Source organism: Micromonospora sp. USAFONa4 (assembly GCF_057197825.1).
In genome coordinates this window covers 6,202,863-6,226,816 of record NZ_CM170072.1, presented here as the reverse complement: position 1 = coordinate 6,226,816, position 23,954 = coordinate 6,202,863, and the positions used below count along the sequence as shown (strand labels likewise).

Below are 23,954 nucleotides of genomic sequence, written 5' to 3'. Positions count from 1 at the left end.
GCTCCGTACTGGGGACAACGGTCAGGAATCGGTTCCGTCAAGCGCCAGCCTGACGAGGGCGTCGGTGTCGAGGTCGTCGAGGTCCAGGTCCTCGTCGGTGGACTCGTCACCGTCGCCACCGTCGGCGTCGGCGAGGTTGAGCAGCAGGTCCAGCAGCCCGGCCTCCCGCAGGCGGGTCAGCGGGATCGCCGCGAGCGCCTGCCGGACGGCCGCCTCCGCCGGGTCGCCGCCGTCCGCCTGTGCCCCCTCGGGCAGCAGGCCGTCGAGCAGGTTCTCGGCGAGCACGGCCGGGTTCGGGTAGTCGAAGACGAGGGTCGCCGGCAGCGACAGGCCGGTGGCGCCGGTCAGCCGGTTGCGCAGCTCGACCGCCGTCAGCGAGTCGAACCCGAGCTCCTTGAAGGCGCGCTGCGGCTTGACCCGGTCCGTGCCCGAGTGGCCGAGCACGGCGGAGGCGTGGGTGCGGACGAGGTCGACCAGGTGCCGGACCCGCTCGGGCCGGGGCAGCGTGAGCAGGTGCTCCCGCAGGGCGTCGACGGCCCCGCCCGGCTGCTGCTGCCCGGCCTGGGCGTGCAGCGCCTCGCGAGCCTCGGCGATGTCGTCGAGCAGCGGCCGGGGGCGGGCCGAGGCGTACGCCGGGGCGAAGACCGCCCAGTCGACGTCCACCACGGTCAGCGCCGCCCGGGGCAGCCCGACGGCGTACCGCATGGCGTGCACGGCGTCGGCCGGCGCCATGGCGGTCAGGCCGCGCCGGGCCAGCAGCTGCTGGGCCTCGCCGGTGGCCATGCCGCCGTCGGCCCACGGCCCCCAGGCCACGGACGTCGCCGGCAGGCCCCGCCCGCGACGCTGCTCCGCGAGCGCGTCGAGGAAGGCGTTGCCGGCGGCGTACGCGGACTGCCCGCCGCTGCCCCACACCCCGGCGATGGAGGCGAAGAGCACGAAGGCGTCCAACGGCCGGTCGGCGAGCAGCGCGTCCAGGTGCACCGCGCCGGCGACCTTGCCGTCGAGCACGCCGGCGAACGCGGCCAGGTCGGTGTCGGCGATCAGGCCGGGCTCGCCGGCGCCCGCCGCGTGGACCACGGCCGTCAACGGCGCGGGGTCCTCGTCGAGCCGGGCCAGCAGTGCCGCCACCTGGTCGCGGTCGGCCACGTCGCAGGCCACGACCGACGCCCGTACGCCCTGCGCGGTCAGCTCGTCGCGCAGCTCCGTCGCCCCCGGGGCGCGCTCGCCCCGGCGGCTGGTCAGCACGACGTGCGCGGCGCCGTTGGCCGCCGCCCAGCGGGCGACGTGGGCGCCCAGGGCGCCGGTGCCGCCGGTGACCAGCACCGTGCCGGACGGCCGCCACCGCTCCGCCGTGTCGGGGGCGGCGGGTGCCGCGCGGACCAGGCGGCGGACGAACACCCCGGAGGGGCGTACGGCCAGCTGGTCCTCGTCGCCGGCGCCGGTCACCACCCGCGCCACCCGGTCCCACGCCGTCGCGTCGACCTGCTCGGGCAGGTCCACCAGTCCACCCCACAGCTGGGGGTGTTCCAGGCCCGCCACGAGCCCGAGGCCCCACAGCCCGCTCTGGGCGACGCCGTGCACCGCGTCCCCGTCGCCGGTGCTGACCGCGCCCTGGGTCAGGCACCACAGCCGGGTCGTCGCCCCGGCGTCGTGCAGGGCCTGGAGCAGCAGCAGCGTGGCGGCCGTCCCGACCGGTACGGCCGGGTGGGCGGGGTGCGGCTGGTCGCGGAGGCCGAGCAGGGACAGCACGCCGGTGACGGGCCCGTCGGCCAGCGCGTCGGCCAGCCGGCGGGCGAGTTCCGCCCGGTCGGTGCCGACCGGGTCGACGGTCAGCCGGACCACGTCGGCGCCGACCTCGGCGAGGGCCTTGGTGACCGCCTCCGCGCGGGTGCCGTCCGTCAGGTCGTCCTCCGCCGTCACGAGCAGCCACACGCCGGGCCGCGCCGGCTCGGCGGTGATGTCGGTCCGCTTCCACCCGACCCGGTACGACCACGCGTCCACGACCGCCCGCCGCGTACGCGCCCGGTGCCAGGTCGACAGGACCGGCAGGGCCGGGGTGAGGGCGTCCAGGGCGGCGCCGTCGTCGCCGAACTGCGTGGCGAGGGCGCTCAGGTCGCCCTGCTCGACGGCGGCCCAGAAGTCGGCGTCGACACTGTCGGTCGTCCTCGTACGCGGCCGGTTCGCCGGCTCCGGCCAGTAGCGCTGGTGCTGGAAGGTGTACGTCGGCAGGTCGACCCGCCGCGGCCCGCTGTCGGTGAACCACTCCTGCCAGGTCACCGGCACGCCGTGCACGTGCAGTTCCGCCAGCGCGCCGAGCAGCGCCTGGGCCTGCGACCGGTCCCGACGCTGGGTGGCGACCGACAGGACGTCGTCGTCGTCCGGCAGGATGTCCGCCGCCATCGCGGTCAGCACGCTCTGCGGGCCGATCTCCAGGAACGTGTCCACCCCGGCGGCCCGCAGGGCGGTGACCCCGTCGGCGTAGCGGACGGCCTCGCGGACGTGGCGCACCCAGTAGTCGGCGGTGCGGACCTCGTCGGCGTCGGCGAGCGCCCCGGTCACGTTCGACACCACCGGCAGCGCCGGCGCGGCGAACGTCAACCCGTCCAGGACCGTCCGGAACTCGGCGAGCATCGGCTCCATCAGCGGGCTGTGGAACGCGTGGCTGACGGCGAGCCGGCGGGTACGCGCGCCCCGGTCCCGCCAGTCGCGCTCGATCTCGTCGAGGGCCTCCACCGCGCCGGACACGACGATCGACGTCGGCCCGTTCACCGCCGCGACACCGACCTTGTCGGCCAGGCCGGCGATCGACTCCGCCACCGCGTCCTCGGCGGCGGCCACGGCCAGCATGCCGCCACCGGCCGGCAGCGCCTGCATCAACCGGCCCCGCGCGGCGACGAGGGCGCACGCGTCGGCCAGGGACAGCACGCCCGCGACATGCGCGGCGGTCACCTCGCCGATCGAGTGACCGGCGACCATGTCGGGCACGATGCCGAACGACTCCACCAGCCGGAACAGCGCCACCTCGACCGCGAACAGACCGGCCTGCGTGAAGACGGTCTGGTCCAGCAGCTCCGCCTCTTCCGTGCCCGCCTCGGCGAACAGCACCTCCCGCAGCGCACCCGGCAGCAACGGGTCGAGGTGTCCGCACACCTCGTCCAGGGCGGCCGCGAACACCGGGAACGCCTCGGACAGCTCCCGGCCCATGCCGGCAAGCTGCGCGCCCTGGCCGGAGAACACCAGCGCCAGCTGGCCCCGGGGCCCACCCGGGCCCGCGAAGACCCCGCCGGAAGGCTCACCCGCCGCCAACGCCGCCAGGCCCGCCAGCAGCTCGTCGCGGCCCGTCCCGGCCACCACCGCACGATGTTCCAGCACCGACCGGGACACCACGCTCGACCACGCCACGTCCAGCGGACGTACGCCGCCGTCGGCCGCCAGCCAGCTCGCCCAGCGACCCGCCTGCGCGGCCAGCGACGCGCCGTCGCGGGCCGACAGCAGCACCGGCACCAGCGGCGGTACGTTCCCGGCGACGATCTCGCCCTCGACCAGCTCGGCCGGCGGCTGCTCGATGATCACATGCGCGTTGGTGCCGGAGATGCCGAACGACGACACCGCCGCCCGACGCGGCCGGTCCACCGCCGGCCAGGGCGTCGCCTCTGTGGTGAGGGCGACCGCCCCGGCCGTCCAGTCCACGTGCGGCGACGGCTCGTCCACGTGCAACGTCGACGGGACGACGCCGTGGCGCATCGCCATGACCATCTTGATCACACCGGCCACACCGGCGGCGGCCTGCGTGTGCCCGATGTTCGACTTCACCGACCCCAGCAACAGCGGCCGGTCGACGGGACGCTCCTGCCCGTACGTCGCCAGCAGGGCCTGCGCCTCGATCGGGTCGCCGAGGGTAGTGCCGGTGCCGTGCGCCTCGACGGCGTCCACGTCGGCCGGGGTCAGGCGGGCGTTCGCCAGCGCCTGCCGGATCACCCGCTGCTGCGACGGGCCGTTCGGGGCCGTCAGCCCGTTCGACGCGCCGTCCTGGTTCACCGCCGTGCCCCGCACGACCGCGTAGATGCGCCGACCCTCCCGCTGGGCGTCGGCGAGGCGCTGCACCAGCAGCACGCCGACGCCCTCGGACCAGCCCGTGCCGTCGGCCGACGCCGCGAACGACCTGCACCGGCCGTCGGCCGACAGACCACGCTGCCGCGAGAACTCGATGAACGTCCCCGGCGTCGCCATCACCGTCACACCACCGGCCAACGCCAGATCACACTCACCCGAGCGCAACGCCTGCACCGCCAGGTGCAGCGCCACGAGGCTCGACGAGCACGCCGTGTCGACGCTGACCGCCGGGCCCTCCAGGCCGAACGTGTACGCCACCCGACCCGACAGCACGCTGCCCGAGTTGCCGGTGCCGACGTAGCCCTCGACCTCGCCGGCCAGCTCCATGAGCCGGTTCGCGTAGTCGTGGTACATCACGCCGGCGAAGACACCCGTGCGGCTGCCCCGCAGCCGCGACGGGTCCAGCCCGGCCGACTCGAACGTCTCCCACGACGCCTCCAGCAGCAGCCGCTGCTGCGGGTCCATGGCGAGGGCCTCGCGCGGCGAGATGCCGAAGAACGCGGGGTCGAACGCGCCGGCGTCGTACAGGAAACCGCCGTGCCGGGTGTACGACGTCCCGGGGTGGTCCGGATCGGGGTGGAAGAGCGTGTCGAGGTCCCAGCCGCGGTCGGCCGGGAACTCGCCGACGCCCTCCCCGCCGGTGCTGACCAGCTTCCACAGCTGCTCGGGTGACTGGACGCCGCCGGGGTAGCGGCAGGCCATGCCCACGATCGCGATCGGCTCGTCGGCGTCGCCGGCGGCCGGCTCGTCGGAGACGACGGCGGCGAGCCGTTCGCCGACCAGTTCCGCGTACACGTGGGCGGTCAGGGCCTGCGGGGTCGGGTAGTCGAACACCAGGGTCGAGGCCAGCCGCAGGCCGGTCGCGCCGTTGACCCGGTTGCGCAGCTCGACGGCGGTCAGCGAATCGAAGCCCAGCTCCCGGAACGCCCGGTCCGCCGGCACCGCCTCGGCGCCGCCGTGCCCCAGCACCTGCGCCACGAGGCCCCGCACCAGCTGGTCCACCTCGGTGAGGCCGTTCTCCTCGCTGAGCCTGGCGAGCCGGTCGGCCCAGCCGTCACCGCCCTTGCCCGCCTGGCGGCGGGTGTTCGCCGTGCCGATGAGGACCCGCAGCATCGGCGGCACCATCCCGCCGGAGGCCGCCGCGCGCAGCGCGGGCACGTCGATCACGGCCGGCACCAGGGCCGGCCGGCCGGCGCCCAGGGCGGCGTCGAACAGCTCCAGACCGGTCCGGGCGTTCATACCCCGCAGGCCCGCGCGCGCCGAGCGGGCCCGCTCGACGCCACCGATCGAGGCGGCCATGCCGGCGGTGTCCCACATGCCCCACGCCAGGCTGACCGCGGGCAGGCCCGACTTGCGCCGCCACACCGCCAGCCCGTCCAGGAACGCGTTGGCCGCCGCGTACGCCGACTGCCCCGGCGAACCCAGCACCCCCGCCACCGACGAGAACACCACGAACACGTCCAGGTCCGGCGCGAGGGACGCCGTCGCCTCGTGCAGGAACCACCCGGCCGACACCTTCGGCGCCAACACCCCGGCCAGCCGCTCCGCCGTCAGCCCCTCCACGACACCGTCGTCCAGGACACCGGCCGTGTGCACCACACCCGCCAGCCGACCCTCGGCGCCGATCTCCGCCACCAGGCCGAACACCTGGTCCCGGTCGGTCACGTCGCAGGCGACGATCCGCACGTCGGCGCCCAGCGCGGTCAACCGCCCGGTCAGCTCGCCGGCGCCCTCGGCCTCCGGCCCGCGCCGCGACACCAGCACCAGCGAGCGCACGCCGTGCACCGACACCAGGTGCTCCGCGACCAGCGCGCCGAGCGCGCCAGTACCGCCGGTCACCAGCACCACGCCGTCACCGACGGCCGGCGCCTGCGCCGACGCCGGCACCACCGCACGGATCAGGCGCGGCACGAAGACCTCGCCGCCACGGACGGCCACCTGGCCGCCGGTCGGGTCCGCCGCGTAGCGGGTCAGGGTGCCCAGCACGCCGGGATTCACGCCACGGTCCACGTCGGCCAGGACGATGCGGCCCGGGTGCTCCGACTGCGCCGAGCGCAGCAGACCCCACACCGCCGCGGCGGCCGGATCCGTCACCTGGTCCTCGTCGCCGACGGACACGGCGCGTCGGGTGGCCACCACCAGCTTCGAGTCCGCCAGGACGTCGGCGGCCAGCCAGGCCTGCACGAGGCCCAGCACGTCCGCCGTCATGGCCCGGGCCCGCTGCGCCGCGTCGGCGTCGCCGGCGTCCGGCCCGGTCGGCGTGAACAGCAGCCGGCGCGGCGGCGTGGTGCCGGTGTCGATCGCGGCCAGCAGCTGCCTGATCGTCTCGGCGGAGGGGCCGCCGGGAACGCCCGGCAGGGCCGGACCGCCCAGCACCGCCCAACCCGACACGTCGTCGACCGGTTCGGTCTCCTCCGCCTGCCAGACCACCTCGAACATCGACCGGGACGCCACACCCGCAGTGGCCGTGCCGGCCAGCTCGCGCAGGACGAGGGAGTCCACCGACACCACCGGCGCGCCCACCTCGTCGCACGCCACCAGCCGCACGCCGGCGCCGCTGCGGGACAACCGGACCCGCAGCACGCTGGCACCGGAGGCGTGCACCTGCACGCCCTCGAACGCGAACGGAACCCGTGGCCCGCCCGGCTCGTCGCCCAGCAGCAGGGCGACCGGGTGCAGGGCCGCGTCCAGCAGCGCCGGGTGCACCCCGAACCGGTCGATGCCCGCCACCGCGTCGTCCGGCAGGACCACCTCGGCGAACACCTCGCCGTCGCCCACCCACGCGCGTCGCAGACCCTGGAACACCGGCCCGTACGCCAGGCCGCGCGCGACGAGCGCCGGGTACCAGCCCGCCAGGTCGACCTCGGTCGCGCCGACCGGCGGCCAGGTGCCCGTCCTCGGCTCGTCCGCCGTCGCCGGCTCCAGCACACCCTCGGCGTGCTGGAGCCAGCCCGCCTCGGGGTCGTCGTCGGGGCGCGAGTAGACGGCGACGGGACGCTGCGACTCCTCGCCCGCCGACACCCGGACCTGGATCCGCACGGCGCCCGCGTCGGGAAGCACCAGCGGCGTCAGCACCGCCAGGTCACGCAGCCGGGACACGCCCGCCTCGTCGCCCGCGCGCACGGCCAGTTCCACAAGCGCCGTGCCGGGGACCAGCGGCACGCCCGAGACCACGTGGTCGGCCAGCCAGGGGTGGGTGGCCAGCGACAGCCGGCCGGTCAGCACCACCTCGTCGTCGCCGGCGAGGTCGACCGCCGCGCCGAGCAGGCCGTGCCCCGCCACACCGAGGCCCGCGCCGCTGACGTCACCGGCCCGCAGCCGCCCCACCGCCGGCCAGAACCGCTGCCGCTGGAACGGGTACGTCGGCAGGTCCACCGGGCGGGTCGCGGCGCCCGGCAGGAGGTCGGTCCAGGTGACCGGCACGCCGTGCACGTGCAGCTCCGCCAGCGCGTTCATCAGCGACACAGGTTCCGGGCGGCCCGGGCGCAGGCTCGCCACGACGGCCGCCGGAAGGGTTTCGCCGTCGTCGGGCAGGCAGCCGCGCACCATGCCGGCGAGCACCGCGTCGGGGCCCAGTTCGAGGAAGACCCGGACGTTGCGCGTACGCAGGCTGGCGACCCCGTCGGAGAACCGGACGGTCTCGCGCACGTGCCGGACCCAGTAGTCGGGGGTGCCGATCTCGTCGGGGTCGGCGATCTCGCCCGTCAGGTTCGACACGATCGGCAGGGTCGGCCAGCCGAACGTCAGGGTGTCGAGCACCTGCCGGAACTCGCGCAGCATCGGCTCCATCAGCGGGCTGTGGAAGGCGTGGCTGACGTTCAGCCGGCGGGTGCGTACGCCCCGGTCCTGCCAGGTCCGCTCCACCTCGTCGAGGGCCCCGACCTCGCCGGAGACCACCACGGCGGTCGGGGCGTTCACCGCCGCGACGCCGAGCCGGTCGGTGAGCCCGGCCAACGACTCCACGACGGCCTGCTCGTCGGTGCCGACCGCGAGCATCCCGCCGCCCTGCGGCAGGGCCTGCATGAGCCGGCCACGGGCCCCGACCAGCGCGCAGGCGTCGGCGAGGCTGAACAGCCCGGCGACGTGGGCGGCGGCCACCTCGCCGATCGAGTGCCCGGCCACCAGGTCCGCCCGGACGCCGAACGACTCGACCAGCCGGAACAGGGCCACCTCGACGGCGAACAGCCCGGCCTGGGTGAAGACGGTCTGGTCCAGCAGCTCCGCCTCCGGCGTGCCCGCCTCGGCGAACAGCACCTCGCGCAGCGGACGGGGCAGGTGCTGGTCCAGGTGCCCGCACACCTCGTCGAGGGCGGCGGCGAAGGCCGGGTGGGCGTCGTACAGCTCGCGCCCCATGCCGGGGCGCTGGGCGCCCTGGCCGGAGAAGAGGATCGCGGTGCGTCCGCCGCGGGCCACGCCGTGGACGACGGCGGCCGAGGGCTGCTCGTCGGCCACCGCGTCGAGGGCGGTGAGCAGGTCGTCGCGGTCCCTGGCCAGCAGCACCACGCGGTGCTCGAAGGCCGTGCGGCGGGTGGCGAGCGCGTGGGCGACGTCGGCGAGCGGCAGGTCCGGCTCGTCGTCCAGCAGGCCCCGCAGCCGGCGTGCCTGCTCGCGCAGGGCGGCGTCGTCGCGGGCCGAGAGGACGCACGCGACGAGGTCGACGGGGGACGTCGCGGGCGGCCCGGCGGGCGGCGGGACGGACTCCGGCGCCTGTTCGATGATCGTGTGCGCGTTGGTGCCGCTGATGCCGAACGACGACACGGCGGCCCGGCGCGGTCGGTCGACGGCGGGCCACGACCGGGTGTCGGTGAGCAGGGCCACCGAGCCGGCGGTCCAGTCGATGTGCGGCGACGGCTCGTCCGCGTGCAGGGTCGGCGGCAGCACCCCGTGCCGCATCGCCAACACCATCTTGATCACCCCGGCGACGCCCGCCGCCGCCTGGGCGTGACCGATGTTCGACTTGATCGAACCGAGCCACAGCGGCCGGTCCTGCGGCCGGTCCTGCCCGTACGTGGCCAGGAGGGCCTGCGCCTCGATCGGGTCGCCCAGCGCGGTGCCCGTGCCGTGCGCCTCGACGGCGTCGACGTCGCCCGGGGTCAGCCGGGCGTTCGCCAGCGCCTGCCGGATGACCCGCTGCTGCGCGGGACCGTTCGGCGCGGTCAGGCCGCTGCTGGCCCCGTCCTGGTTCACCGCGCTGCCCCGCACGACGGCGAGGACGCGGTGGCCGTTGCGCTGCGCGTCGGAGAGGCGCTCCAGCAGGAGCATGCCGACGCCCTCGGCGAAGCCGGTGCCGTCGGCGCCCGCGCCGAAGGCCTTGCACCGGCCGTCGGGCGACAGGCCGCGCTGCCGGGAGAACTCGGTCAGCATGCCGGGGGTGGACATCACGCTCACCCCGCCGGCGAGCGCGAGCCGGCACTCGTCCTGCCGCAGCGCCTGGGTGGCCAGGTGCAGCGCGACAAGCGACGACGAGCAGGCGGTGTCGACGGTGACCGCGGGACCTTCGAGGCCGAACAGGTACGAGATGCGTCCCGAGGCGACGCTTCCCGCGCTGCCGTTGCCGACGTAGCCGTCCACCTCGTCGGTCGTTCCGGCGGCCTGGGAGGCGTAGTCGTGGTAGATCAGTCCGACGTAGACGCCGGTGCTGCTGCCCCGCGCCGAGTGCGGGTCGATCCCCGCCCGTTCGAAGGCCTCCCAGGACGTCTCCAGCAGCAACCGCTGCTGCGGGTCCATGGCCAACGCCTCCCGGGGCGAGATCCCGAAGAAGGCGGCGTCGAACTGGGCGGCGTCGTGCAGGAAGCCGCCCTGGCGGGGCACGGACGTGTCGTCCCCACCGCTGGCCCTCAGGTCGTCCAGGTCCCAGCCCCGGTCGGTGGGGAACGGTGAGATGACGTCGGCGCCGGCGGTGACCACCTGCCAGAGCTGCTCGGGGGTCTGCACCTCGCCGGGGAAGCGGCAGGCCATGCCGATGATGGCGATCGGCTCGTCGAGCGCGGCGGCCGTACCGACCGCGGCCGGGCGGGCGGCGTCCGAACCGCCGCCCAGTTCCCGGTCGAGGAAGTCGGCGAGCACCGCGGGGGCCGGGTGGTCGAACGCCACGGTCGCGGGCAGCCGCAGCCCGGTCGCGGCGGAGAGCCGGTTGCGCAGCTCGACGGAGGTGAGCGAGTCGAAGCCCAGCTCCTTGAAGGCGCGGTGGGGGTCGACGTTCTCCGCGGAGCGGTGCCCGAGCACGCTGGCGACGTTCGTGGCCACCAGGTCGAGCAGGTGGTTGCGCCGCTCGGCCGGGCTGAGCATCGCCAGGCGGTCCCGTACCGACGCGGTGTCGGCCGTGCCCCGACCCACCGCGCGGCGGGCCGGAGCGGAGGCGCGGACCAGGTCACGCAGCAGGCTGGGCACGGTGCCGCCGGTCGGGCGCGCGCTCGCCGGCGGCAGGTTCATGAGTACGAGGTGGGCGCTGCCGCGCTGCCGTGCCGCCTCGAAGAGCGCGACGCCCTGCTGGTCGGTCAGCGGGGCGCTGGTGGCGCGGATCGCCTTGCGGTGGTCGTTGCCGTGCAGGTGCGCGGTCATCGCGCTGCTGGTGGCCCACAGTCCCCAGGCGAGGCTGGTGGCGGGGAGCCCCTGCTGCCGGCGGTGCTGCGCGAGGGCGTCGAGGAACGCGTTCGCCGCCGCGTAGTTGCCCTGCCCCGGGGAACCGAGGGTGGCCGCCACGGAGGAGAACAGCACGAACGCCGACAGGTCCAGGTGCGCCGTCGCCTCGTGCAACGCCCAGCCGGCGTCCACCTTCGGCGCCAGCACCGTACGCAGGGCGGACTCGTCCAACGAACCGATGGTCGCGTCGGCGATCACGCCTGCGGTGTGCACCACCGCCGTCAGCGGGTGCGCCGGGTCCACCAGTTCCAGCAGCCGGGTCACCTGCCGGGGGTCGGTCACGTCGGCGGTGCCGGCGGTGACCCGGGCACCGGCCCGGGTGAGCTCCTCGACGAGGTCCTGGTACTGCTCGGGGCCACGGCGGGATGCCAGCAGCAGGTGCCGCGCCTGACCGGTGGCGACGAGGTGCCGGGCGAACACCCGGGCGAGGGCGCCGCCCGCGCCGGTGAGCAGCACGGTGCCGTCGGGGTCGGCGGGCGCGGGCACCCGCAGGACGACCTTGCCGATGTGGCGGGCCTGGCTGATGTGCCGCAGCGCCTGCCGGGCCTGGCGCACGTCCCACGCCCGTACGGGCAGCGGCCGCAGCGCGCCCCGCTGGAACAGGTCGAGGATCTCGGTCAGCATCGCGCCGATCCGCGGGTGTCCGGCCTCGTTGAGGTCGAACGCGCGGTAGCGGACGCCGGGGTGGTCGGCGGCGACCGTCTCCGGGTCGCGCACGTCGGCCTTGCCCATCTCCACGAACCGACCGCCGCGCGGCAGCAGCCGCAACGACGCGTCGACGAACTCACCGGCCAGGGCGTCGAGCACCACGTCCACCCCGGCACCACCCGTGGCCGCGCCGAAGACCTGCTCGAACTCCGTGGTCCGCGACGACGCGATCCGCTCCCCGGCCACACCGAGACCCCGCAGCACGTCCCACTTGCCGGGGCTGGCGGTGGCGTACACCGTCGCGCCCCAGTGCCGGGCGAGCTGGATGGCCGCCATGCCCACGCCACCGGCGCCGTTGTGGATCAGCACCGACTCGCCGGACCGCAGCCCGGCCAGGTCACGCAGCGCGTAGTACGCGGTCAGGAACACCACAGGCACCGACGCGGCCTGCGTGAAGGACCAGCCGGCGGGGATCTTCGCGACGAGGTCGCGGGCGGCGACCACCTCGGGGGCGAAGGCCGGCTCGAACATGCCGAGCACCCGGTCGCCGGGCGCCAGGTCGGTCACGCCGGGGCCGACCTCGACCACGACACCCGCACCCTCACTGCCCATCACGGCCGCCGGATCCGGATACATCCCCAGGCCGATCAGCACGTCCCGGAAGTTCACGCCAGCCGCGCGCACGGCGACGCGCACCTGGCCCGCGTCCAGGGCGACGGGCGTGGCGGGCACCATGCCGATCCCGTCGAGGGTGCCGGGGCTCACCGCGCCGACCTGCCACAGCCCGGCCGGCGCGACGAGTTCCTCGGCGGCCGGGCCGGTGGGCCGGCCCAGGCGCGGGGTGCGCACCTCGTCGCCGCGTACGGCCACCTGGCCGCCGGTGGCCGACGGGTCCTCGGCCACCGCGGCCAGCACCGCGAGGGTCGCCGGGGTGAGCGCGCCGTCGACGTCGGCGAGGACGATCCGGCCCGGGTGCTCCGACTGCGCCGAACGCAGCAGGCCCCAGACCGTCGCGCCGGCCAGGTCCCGCAGGGCGTCGGCCGGTGCGGCGAGCACCGCGCCGCGGGTCAGGACCACCAGCTTCGTGTCGGCCAGAGCCTCGGCGTCCAGCCAGGACCGCAGCACGTCCAGCACCTGGGCAGTGACCGTGCCCACCAGGTCGGGCAGCCCGGCGTCCGGCGTGTCCGCCCGGACCGGGAGCAGCAGCGCGCGGGGCGCCTCGACCACGCCGCCGGAGATCGCCGTGACCAGGTCGTCGACGGTCGGGAACGCCGGCGTGGACAGCTCCGCCGGCACCTCGGTGTCGCCGAGCAGCATCCAGCCGGTGACGTCGCGCGCCGGCGTGACCCGCTCGGGCTGCCACGTCACCTCGAACAGCGCCCGCTCGGCGGGGTCCTGGCCGGCGGACGCGGTCATCTCCCGCAACGCGAGCGCGTCCACCGACACCACGGGCGCGCCCGACTCGTCGCCGGCCACCAGCCGCACCCGCGAACCCGTCCGGGTCAACCGCACCCGCAGCACCCGGGCCCCGGAGGCGTGCACCTGCACACCCTCGAAGGCGAAGGGCACCCGCGGTCCGCCGGAGCGGTCCGCCAGCAGCAGCCCCACGGGGTGCAGCGCGGCGTCCAGCAGCGCAGGGTGCACGGCGAACCGGTCGGTGTCGGCCGTCGCCTCGTCCGGCAACGCCACCTCGGCGTACGCGTGGTCGCCGGCGGCCCACAGCCGGCGCAGCCCCTGGAACGACGGGCCGTAGGTCAGGCCCCGCTCCGCCAGCGCCGGATACCAGCCGGCGAGATCCACCTCGGGCACCCCGGCGGGCGGCCAGGCGCCCAGCTCCGGCTCGTCGGCGGCGGGCTCCAGCACACCGTCGGCGTGCCGCGTCCAGTCGGCGTCCGGGTCGCCGTCGGGCTGCGAGTGGACCGCCACCGACCGGACGCCGGAGCTGTCGGCCGCGCCGACGCGCACCTGCACGCGGACGGCACCGGAGGCGGGCAGCACCAGCGGCGCCGCCACCGTCAGTTCGCGTACCCGCGACGAGCCCATCTCGTCGCCGGCGCGCACCACCAGCTCCACCAGCGCGGTGCCCGGCGCCAGCACCGTACCGCCGACCACGTGGTCGGCCAGCCACGGGTGCGTCGACACCGACAGCCGGCCGGTCAGCACGACCTCGTCGTCACCGGCGAGGCGCACCGCCGCGCCGAGCAGCGGATGTCCCGCCGCCCCCAGGCCCGCGCCCGACACGTCGCCGCCCGCGGAGTGGTCCACCGCCGGCCAGAACCGCTCCCGCTGGAAGGCGTACGTCGGCAGGTCGACGCCGGTGGCGCCGGAGCCCGCGAACACCGCCGCCCAGTCGACGGGCACCCCGGCGACGTGCAGGTCACCGAGGCCGGTCAGCAGCTGGTGCGGCCCGTTCTCGTCGCGGCGCAGCGAACCGACCACGACGCCCGCGTCGACGGCGCCGGTGCCGTTGTCCAGCGCGTCCTGCACCACCACCTTCAGCACCGGGTGCGGGCTGACCTCGACGAAGACCCGGAAGCCCTGGTCGATCAGCTGGTCCAGCACCGGCGCGAGCCGGACCGGTTCCCGCAGGTTGCGGTACCAGTAGCCCGCGTCGAGCTCGGCGGTGTCGATGGGCTCGCCGGTGACCGTCGAGTGGAAGGCCACCCCGGTCGAGCGGGAGTCGACCGTGCCGAGCGCGGCCACCAGGTCGTCGCGTACGGCGTCGACGTGGTCGCAGTGTGAGGCGTAGTCGACGGCGATCGCGCGGGCCCGGATGTCCCGCTCGGCGCAGTGCGCGAGCAGTTCGGCGACCGACGCCGCGTCACCGGAGACCACGGTCGCGGCGGCGCCGTTGAGGGCGGCCACGGAGAGGGTGCCCCGCCACTGCGCGATGAGCTGCTCGGTGTCGGCGGCCGGCAGCGGGACGGAGACCATGCCGCCCCGGCCCGAGATGGCCAGCAGGCCACGGCTGCGCGCCACGACGAGCCGTACCGCGTCGGCGAGGGTCAGCGCGCCGGCCGCGCAGGCCGCGGCGATCTCACCCTGCGAGTGCCCGACGACGGCGGCCGGCACGACGCCGCACGAGCGCCAGAGCTGGGCGAGGGACACCATGACGGAGAAGAGCACGGGCTGGACCACGTCCACCCGGTCCAGGGGCGGGGCGCCGGGCGCCTCCCGGAGCACGTCGGTGAGGGACCAGTCCACCAGTCGGGACAGCTCCTCGGCGCACTCCCCCATCCGCTGCCGGAAGACCGGCGAGGTCTCCAGCAGGTCGAGGGCCATTCCCTTCCACTGGGAGCCCTGGCCGGGGAAGACGAAGACGACCTTCGACGTCGTGTCCGCGCCGGCCGGCGTGCCGTCGGCGGAGGCGAGGGCGGCCAGTCGGGCGGCCGCGTCGTCCCGGTCGGCGGCCACGACGACCGCCCGGTACGGGTGGTGGGCCCGCTGGGCGGCCAGGGAGAACCCGAGGTGCCGCAGGTCCAGCTCGGCGTCGCCGGCCAGCCGTTCGCCGATCCGGGCGGCCTGCGCCCCGAGCGCGCGGGGGCTGCGGCCGGAGACCAGCAGGGGTACGGCGGCGGGGCCGACCAGGCCGGGAAGGTCCCCCGCCGGCGGGGTCGTCGCCGGGGCCGGCTCGTCGGGCGCCTGCTCGATGATGGTGTGCGCGTTGGTGCCGCTGATGCCGAACGACGACACGGCGGCCCGGCGCGGGCGCTGCACCGCCGGCCACGGCCGGGCCTCGGTGAGCAGGGCGACCGCCCCGGCGCTCCAGTCGACGTGGGGCGACGGCTCGTCCACGTGCAGGGTGGGCGGCAGCATGCCGTGCCGCATCGCCTGCACCATCTTGATCACGCCGGCCACCCCGGCCGCGGCCTGGGAGTGGCCGATGTTCGACTTGATCGAGCCGAGCCAGAGCGGCTCGGCGTCGGCGCGGTCCTGCCCGTAGGTGGCCAGCACCGCCTGCGCCTCGATGGGGTCGCCGAGGACGGTGCCGGTGCCGTGCGCCTCGACGGCGTCCACGTCGGCCGGGTTCAGCCGCGCGTTCGCCAGGGCCTGCCGGATCACCCGCTGCTGCGACGGGCCGTTCGGGGCGGTCAGCCCGTTGGACGCGCCGTCCTGGTTGACCGCGGAGCCGCGCAGTACGGCGAGCACCCGGTGCCCGTTGCGCCGGGCGTCGGAGAGGCGCTCCACGAGCAGCATGCCCACGCCCTCGGACCAGCCGGTGCCGTCGGCGCCGGCGGCGAACGCCTTGCACCGCCCGTCCGGGGCCAGCCCGCCCTGCCGGGAGAACTCGGAGAACATGCCGGGCTGCGCCATCAGCGCCACCCCGCCGGCCAGGGCCATGTCGCACTCGCCGCCACGCAGCGCCTGGGCGGCGAGGTGCAGCGCCACCAGCGACGAGGAGCAGGCGGTGTCGACGGTGACCGCCGGGCCTTCGAGGCCGAACATGTAGGCGACCCGCCCGGAGGCGACGCTGCCCGCCGTCCCGGTGAGCAGGTGTCCCTCGAGGCCGTCCAGGTCGTCGCGTCCGCTGGTGGCGTAGCCGGAGGAGGCGGCGCCGATGAAGACGCCGGTGGCGGTGCCACCGAGCGTGGCGGGGTCGATGCGGGCGTACTCGAAGCTCTCCCAGGCGGTCTCCAGCAGCAGCCGCTGCTGCGGGTCCATGGCGAGGGCCTCGCGGGGGCTGATGTTGAAGAAGCCGGCGTCGAAGTCGGCCGCGTCGTAGAGGAAGCCGCCCTGGTCGGTGACGGTGCCGCCGGCCTGGTCGCCGTCGGTGCCGTACAGCCGGTCGAGGTCCCAGCCGCGGTCGGTGGGGAAGCCGCCGATGGCGTCGGACCCGGAGGTGACGAGCTGCCACAGCTGCTCGGGGGTGGCGACGCCGCCCGGGTAGCGGCAGGCCATGCCGATGATGGCGATCGGCTCGTCGGCGTCGGCGGTGACGACCGTGCGGACGGTGGTGCCGGCGCCGGTGGCCCGGCCGAGCTGCGCGTACAGGTGGTCGGCGAGCCGGGCCGGGGTGGGGTGGTCGAAGGCCAGCGTGGCGGTCAGCCGCAGCCCGGTGGCGGCGCCCAGCCGGTTGCGCAGCTCCACCGAGGTCAGCGAGTCGAAGCCCAGGTCCTTGAAGGCGCGGGCGGCGGGGACCGCCTGCGCCGAGGCGTGCCCCAGCACCGTCGCGGCCTGGCCGCAGACGAGGTCGACGAGCGCCTGGCGGGCGTCCGCCTCGGACAGGCCGTCGAGCCGCTCCCGCCACGACGCCCCGGCGCTCGGCCGGTCGGTGGCGGTGCGGCGTCGGCCGCCGCCGCCGCGCAGCAGGTGCCGCATCAGCGGCGGTACGCCGCTCGCCTCGCCGGTGACGTGGAGGCGGGCCGCGACGACGACCGGTTGCACCGCCGGCAGGGCGGCGTCGAAGAGTTCGGCGCCCTCGGCCGGGGAGAGCCGGCTCATCCCGACCCGCCGCAGCCGCTGCTGGTCGTCGCCGTCGAGGTGCGCGGTCATCGTGCTGTCGGTGGCCCACATGCCCCAGGCGAGGCTGGTGGCGGGCAGCCCCTGCTGCCGGCGGTGCTGCGCGAGGGCGTCGAGGAACGCGTTCGCCGCCGCGTAGTTGCCCTGCCCCGGGGAACCGAGGGTGGCCGCCACGGAGGAGAACAGCACGAACGCCGACAGGTCCAGGTGCCCCGTCGCCTCGTGCAGCGCCCACCCGGCGTCCACCTTCGGCGCCAGCACCCTACGCAGGGCGGACTCGTCCAACGAACCGATGGTCGCGTCGGCGATCACGCCTGCGGTGTGCACCACCGCGGTCAACGGGTGCGCCGGGTCGATCCCGGCGACCAGCTCGGTGACCTGCGCGGGGTCGCTGACGTCGACGGCCACGGCGGTGACGTCGGCGCCCGCGTCGGTCAGTTCCCGGACCAGGGTGGCGTACGCGTCGTCCCGGCCGGGTGCGCGGCGGGAGGCCAGCAGCAGGCGGCGGGCCTGGCCGGTGGCGACGAGGTGCCGCGCGAGTACGCCGGCCAGGGTCCCGGCCGCACCGGTGAGCAGCACGGTGCCGTCGGGGTCGGCGGGCGCGGGGATGCGCAGCACCACCTTGCCGACGTGGCGGGCCTGGCTGACGTGCCGCAGCGCCTGCCGGGCCTGACGCACGTCCCACGCCCGTACGGGCAGCGGACGCAGCGCGCCCCGCGCGAAGAGGTCGAGGATCTCGGTCAGCATCTCGCCGATGCGGGTGCTGCCCGCCTCGTTCAGGTCGAACGCGCGGTACGTCACGCCCGGGTGGTCGGCGGCGACCGTCTCCGGGTCGCGCACGTCGGCCTTGCCCATCTCCACGAACCGGCCACCGCGCGGCAGCAGCCGCAACGACGCGTCGACGAACTCACCGGCCAACGCGTCGAGCACCACGTCCACCCCGGCACCACCCGTGGCCGCGCCGAAGACCTGCTCGAACTCCGTGGTCCGCGACGACGCGATCCGCTCTCCCGCCACCCCCAGGCCCCGCAGCACGCCCCACTTGCCGGGGCTGGCCGTCGCGTGGACGGTGGCGCCGAGGTGCTGGGCGAGCTGGATGGCGGCCATCCCGACGCCACCGGCGCCGTTGTGGATCAGCACCGACTCGCCCGCCCGCAGCCCGGCCAGGTCACGCAGCGCGTAGTAGGCCGTCAGGAAGACCAGGGGGACGGACGCCGCCTGGGTGAAGGACCAGCCGGCGGGCATCTTGGCGATGCGCTGGCGGTGGGCGACCGCCTGCGGGCTGAACCCGAGTTCGAACATGCCCATCACCCGGTCGCCGGGCGCCAGGTCGGTCACGCCGGGGCCGACCTCGACCACGACGCCCGCACCCTCGCTGCCCATCACGGCCGCCGGATCCGGATACATGCCCAGGCCGATCAGCACGTCCCGGAAGTTCACGCCGGCCGCGCGCACCGCGACGCGCACCTGCCCGGCGTCCAGCGTCCCAGGCGTGGCCGGAACCGGCCCGATCCCGTCCAGGGTGCCGGGAGTGACGGGGGCGAGGTGCCACGGCCCGGACGGCGGGGTCAGCTCGTCGCCCACCGGCCGCGCCAGCCTCGGCACGAGGGTGCGCTCGCCGCGCACCGCGAGCTGGCCGCCGGAGACCGACGGGTCGACGGCGGCCCCGGCCAGCACGGCGAGGGTCGCGGGGGTCAACTCGCCCTCGACGTCGGCGAGGACGATCCGCCCCGGGTGCTCCGACTGCGCCGAGCGCAGCAGGCCCCAGACGGCGGCGGCGGCCAGGTCGGTGACCTGGTCGTCGTCCCCGGCGGCCACCGCGCCCCGGGTCACCACCACGAGCCTCGTGTCGGCCAGCGGCTCGGCGGCGAGCCAGGACCGCAGCACGTCCAGCACACCGCCGGTGACGGTCCGCACGGCCTCCGGCACGGGGACGCCGGGTTCGCCGGCGGGCACTGCCAGCAGCACCTGCCGGGCCGTGGCCCCGCCCGCCGCCAGGGCCGCCACGTCCGCGAAGACCGGCACCTGCGGCAGCGCGTCCGATGCCGGCCGGCCCAGCGCCGCCCACCCCGGAAGGTCGTCGACACCGTCGATCTGCTCGGCCTGCCAGGTCACCTCGTACAGCGACCGGGCCGCGCCGCTCCGGGTCGCCGTCGCGGTCATCTCCCGCAGCACCAGGGAGTCCACCGACACCACCGGCGCGCCCGAGCCGTCGCAGGCGACCAGCCGCACCCCGGAGCCGTCCCGGGTCAGCCGCACCCGCAGCGTCCTGGCGCCCGAGGCGTGCACCTGCACGCCCTCGAACGCGAACGGCACGCGGGGCCCGCCCGCCGGCTCCGCCGCCAGCAGCAGCGCCACCGGGTGCAGGGCGGCGTCCAGCAGCGCCGGGTGCACCCCGAACGCGCCGGCGTCGCCGGCCGCGCCGTCCGGCAACGCCACCTCGGCGTACGCCGCACCGTCGGCCGTCCAGGCCCGCCGCACGCCCTGGAACACCGGCCCGTACGACAGGCCGTGCTCCGCCAGCGCCGGATACCACCCGGTCAGGTCCACCTCGGTCGCACCCGCCGGCGGCCACGCGCCGACGCCCGGCTCGTCGGCCGACACCGGTTCGAGCGCACCGTCGGCGTGCCGCGTCCACTCGGTGTCGTCGTCGTCCTCGGGCTGGGAGTACACGGAGACCGACCGGACTGCGGAGTCGTCGGCCGCGCCGACGCGCACCTGCACGCGTACCGCGCCGGACTCCGGCAGCACCAGCGGCGCCGCCACGGTCAGCTCCCGTACGCGCGACGCGCCCACCTCGTCGCCGGCGCGCACCGCCAGCTCGACCAGGGCGGTGCCCGGCACCACCACGGCACCGCCGACCACGTGGTCGGCCAGCCACGGGTGCGTCGACGCCGACAGCCGGCCGGTCAGCACGACCTCGTCGTCACCGGCGAGGCGCACCGCGGCGCCGAGCAGCGGGTGCCCCGCCACGCCCAGGCCGGCACCCGACACGTCGCCGACGCGCCACGGCACCACCTCGGGCCAGAACCGCTCCCGCTGGAAGGCGTACGTGGGCAGCTCCACCCGCCGCGCCCCGGTGTCGGCGAACCACTCCTGCCAGGCGACCGGAACGCCGTGCACGTGCAGCTCGGCCAGCGCCGCCAGCAGTGCCTGCGCCTGCGGCCGGTCCCGGCGCTGGGCGGCGACGGTCAGCACGTCGTCGTCGGGCAGGATGTCCGCCGTCATCGCGGTCAGCACGCTCTGCGGGCCGACCTCCAGGAACGTGTCGACCCCCGCGTCCCGCAGGGCCGCGATCCCGTCGGCGTAGCGCACCGCCTCACGCACGTGCCGCACCCAGTAGTCGGCGGTGCGGATCTCGTCGGCGTCGGCGAGCGCCCCCGTCAGGTTCGACACGATCGGCAGCGCGGGGGCGGCGAAGTCCAGCCGCTCGACGATGCCGCGGAAGCGCTCCAGCACCGGCTCCATCAGCGGGCTGTGGAATGCGTGGCTGACGGTCAACCGGCGGGTACGCACACCCCGGTCCCGCCAGGCCCGCTCCACCTCGTCGAGGGCGTCGACGGCGCCGGAGACCACGACCGAGGTCGGGCCGTTCACCGCCGCGACGCCGACCCGGTCGGTCAGCCCGGCGATCGACTCGACCACCGCCGCCTCGTCGGCGGCCACGGCGAGCATGCCGCCGCCGTCGGGCAGCGCCTGCATCAACCGGCCCCGCGCCGCCACCAGCAGGCAGGCGTCCTGGAGGGACAGCACCCCGGCCACGTGCGCCGCGGCGATCTCGCCGATCGAGTGTCCGCCCACGAAGTCCGGCACCACGCCGAACGACTCCACCAGGCGGAACAGCGCCACCTCGACCGCGAACAGCCCGGCCTGGGTGAACGCCGTCTGGTCCAGCAGCTCCGCCTCGGCGGAACCCTCGGGCGCGAACAGCACCTCCTTCAGCGGGCGCGGCAGCACCCGGTCCAGGTGCCCGCACGCCTCGTCCAACGCGGCGGCGAAGACGGGGAACTCCGCGTACAGCTCCCGGCCCATGCCGGCGCGCTGCGCGCCCTGGCCGGAGAAGAGCACCGCCAGCGGACCCCGGTCCCCGGCCTGGCCCGTGACCACCGTGCCCGACGGCGCTCCCGCCGCAAGGGACTCCAGGCCCGCCAGCAGGCCCGCGCGGTCCTCGGCGAGCACCACCGCACGCCGGTCGAGCGTCGAGCGGGACACCACCGACGACCAGGCCACGTCGAGCGGGCGCGGCTCCTCGTCGTCGCCCAGCCAACGGGCCAGCCGGTCGGCCTGGGCGGACAGCGCGGCGGGCTGCGCGGCGGAGAGCAGCACCGGCGCGACGACGGGACGGCGCGACGGCGTGGCCTCGTCGGCAGCCGGGTCGGGGGCCGGGGCCTGTTCCAGGATCAGGTGGGCGTTCGTGCCGCTCATGCCGAAGGACGACACGGCTGCCCGGCGGACGTGGTCGCCGCCCGCCCAGGGGCGCGCCCCGTCCAGCAGGGACACGGCCCCCGTCGACCAGTCGACGTGCGGGGACGGCCGGTCCACGTGCAGGGTGGGCGGCAGCACGCCGTGCCGCATCGCCATCACCATCTTGATGACGCCGCCGGCGCCGGCCGCGGCCTGCGGGTGACCGATGTTCGACTTCAGCGACCCCAGCCACAGCGGCCGGTCGGCGGAGCGTCCCTGCCCGTACGTGGCGAGCAGCGCCTGCGCCTCGATCGGGTCGCCCAGCCGGGTGCCGGTGCCGTGCGCCTCGACCACGTCCACGTCGGACGGGCTGAGCCGGGCGTTCTCCAGCGCCTGCCGGATGACCCGCTGCTGCGAGGGGCCGTTGGGGGCGGTCAGGCCGCTGCTGGCGCCGTCCTGGTTCACGGCGCTGCCCCGGATCACCGCCAGGACGGGGTGACCGTTGCGCCGGGCGTCGGAGAGCTTCTCGACGAGCAGCATGGCGACGCCCTCGGACCAGCCGGTCCCGTCGGCGTCGGCGGAGAAGGCCTTGCACCGGCCGTCGGAGGCGAGCCCCCGCTGGCGGGAGAACTCGACGAAGGCGCCGGGCGTGGCGAGCACGGTGACGCCGCCGGCCACGGCGAGGGAGCACTCGCCGTCGCGCAGGGCCTGACCGGCGAGGTGCAGGGCGACCAGCGACGAGGAGCAGGCGGTGTCGATGGTGACGGCCGGGCCCTCCAGCCCGAAGGAGTACGCCAGCCGGCCGGACATGACGCTGGCGGCCGTGCCGGTGAGGACGTAGCCCTCAGTGCCCTCGGGCAGCTGCCGCAGCACGGACGTGTAGTCCTGCCCGGCGGTGCCGACGAACACCCCGGTACGGCTGCCCCGCACCGACGCGGCGTCGATGCCGGCCCGCTCGAAGACCTCCCAGGTCACCTCGAGCAGGAGCCGCTGCTGCGGGTCCATGGCCAGCGCCTCGCGTGGCGAGATGCCGAACAGGGTCGGATCGAACAGGCCGGCGTCGCGCAGGAAGCCGCCCCGGTTGCTGTAGGTGGTGCCGGGGTGGTCCGGGTCGGGGTCGTAGAGCCCGTCGAGGTCCCAGCCCCGGTCGTCGGGGAACGTGCCGGTGGCGTCCACACCGCCCGCGACCAGCTCCCAGAGGTCCTCGGGCGAGGCGACCCCGCCGGGGAACCGGCAGGCCATCCCGACGATCGCGATCGGCTCGGCGTCCTCGTTCTCCAGCTCGGTCAGGCGCCGGCGCGCCAGGCGGAGCTCGGAGGTCACCCACTTCAGGTGTTCGAGGAGCTTGTCTTCGTCCGCCATGACCCACCCGCCCAGAGCTTGCTATCGATCGGAATCTGCCGATTCGTTGACCACACCACCGCCGACGGACCGGCTTCGTGCACAGGTGGGTGGAGACATGGCCGTCCGGCCAACGATCCCGACACCCGCTCCTGATTCCGGTTGTCGTGCCTGCTCAGGCGCCCGCCACGCCGGGCCGTCCCGCCGACACATGCCCGCCACCGTGACTGGACGGTACTGAGCGCCCATCACGCGCCCAACCCCTAGAGAACCCCTGATCGACCGGCCCGTGAGGGCCGTCGCGGCGGGTCCCGGACAAAGCGGTGACCAGCATCGCGACGGCGCTCAGACGGGCTGTCCGGCGACCGCCGGCAGGATGCGGCGCAGCCGCCCCGGAGGCGTCGAGCGGCGACGCCACTCCCGTGGGTAGCCCACCGAGACCTCTTCGAACCGGACCCCGTCGTACCAGGTGGTGCGCGGGATGTGCAGGTGGCCGTAGACGGCGACGCGGGCGTCGAACCGGACGTGCCAGTCGGCGGTGGCCTCGGTGCCGCACCACTGCGCGAACTCCGGGTACCGCAGGATCCGGGTGGGTTCGCGGACGAGCGGGAAGTGGTTGACCAGGACGGTGGGCAGCCCGTTGCGTTCGGCGGTGAGCCGGCGCTCGGTCAGGGCCAGCCGCGCCCGGCACCAGGCGTCGCGCGTCGGGTACGGGTCCGGATGCAGCAGGATCTCGTCGGTGCAGACCACGCCGACCTCGTGGGCCCGCGCCAGGGCCTGCTCCTTCGTGTACGTCCCGGCCGGCCGGAAGGTGTAGTCGTAGAGCAGGAACAGCGGCGCGATCAGGACCGGGTCGTCGCCCTGCGGGTCCCAGACGGGGTACGGGTCCTCCGGAGTCACCACCCCGAGCTTGCGGCACAGCTCCACCAGGTGCTGGTAGCGCGCGTCTCCCCGCAGCTGGATCGGGTCCTCGCGGGGGGTCCAGAGCTCGTGGTTGCCGGGGGCCCAGATCACCTTGGCGAACCGGCTGCTGAGCAGTCCCAGCGCCCACTCGATGTCGGCGACGAACTCCCCGACGTCGCCGGCGACGATGAGCCAGTCGCCGTCGCGCTCCGGCCGCAGCCGCTCGACGATGGCCTTGTTCTCCGCGTGGACCACGTGCAGGTCACTGATGGCGAGCAACTGAGGCAGGCCGGATCCGGCCATGCGGACCTCCCGTCCATCCGGGGTACCGCACGCACCCACATCCGTACCGCTCGGCTGCCGGTGGGCAGGGCGAGACGGCCTGACGGGCTCCGACCCTACGGAGCCGGGCCCGCACCGGCACACCCCTAGACGGGATACGT

Annotated in this window: 2 protein-coding genes; both read right to left on the bottom strand. The window is 75.8% G+C overall.

Annotation, left to right across the window (positions count from 1 at the left end; translation table 11 throughout):
- Positions 1-21 precede the first annotated feature (21 nt).
- Complete coding sequence (locus AC0OO9_RS27190; RefSeq protein ID WP_484518062.1) at positions 22-22,590, bottom strand: type I polyketide synthase; 22,569 nt, start codon at positions 22,588-22,590, stop codon at positions 22-24.
- A gap of 363 nt (positions 22,591-22,953) precedes the next feature.
- A complete protein-coding gene (locus tag AC0OO9_RS27185; RefSeq protein WP_484513354.1) occupies positions 22,954-23,814 on the bottom strand; it encodes a metallophosphoesterase family protein in 861 nt (286 codons plus the stop codon).
- Between the last annotated feature and the right edge of the window lie 140 nt (positions 23,815-23,954).

Coding starts and splice junctions, on each gene's coding strand:
- AC0OO9_RS27185 (WP_484513354.1), bottom strand. CDS start 23,814: ATGGCCGGATCCGGCCTGCCTCAGTTGCTCGCCATCAGTGACCTGCAC.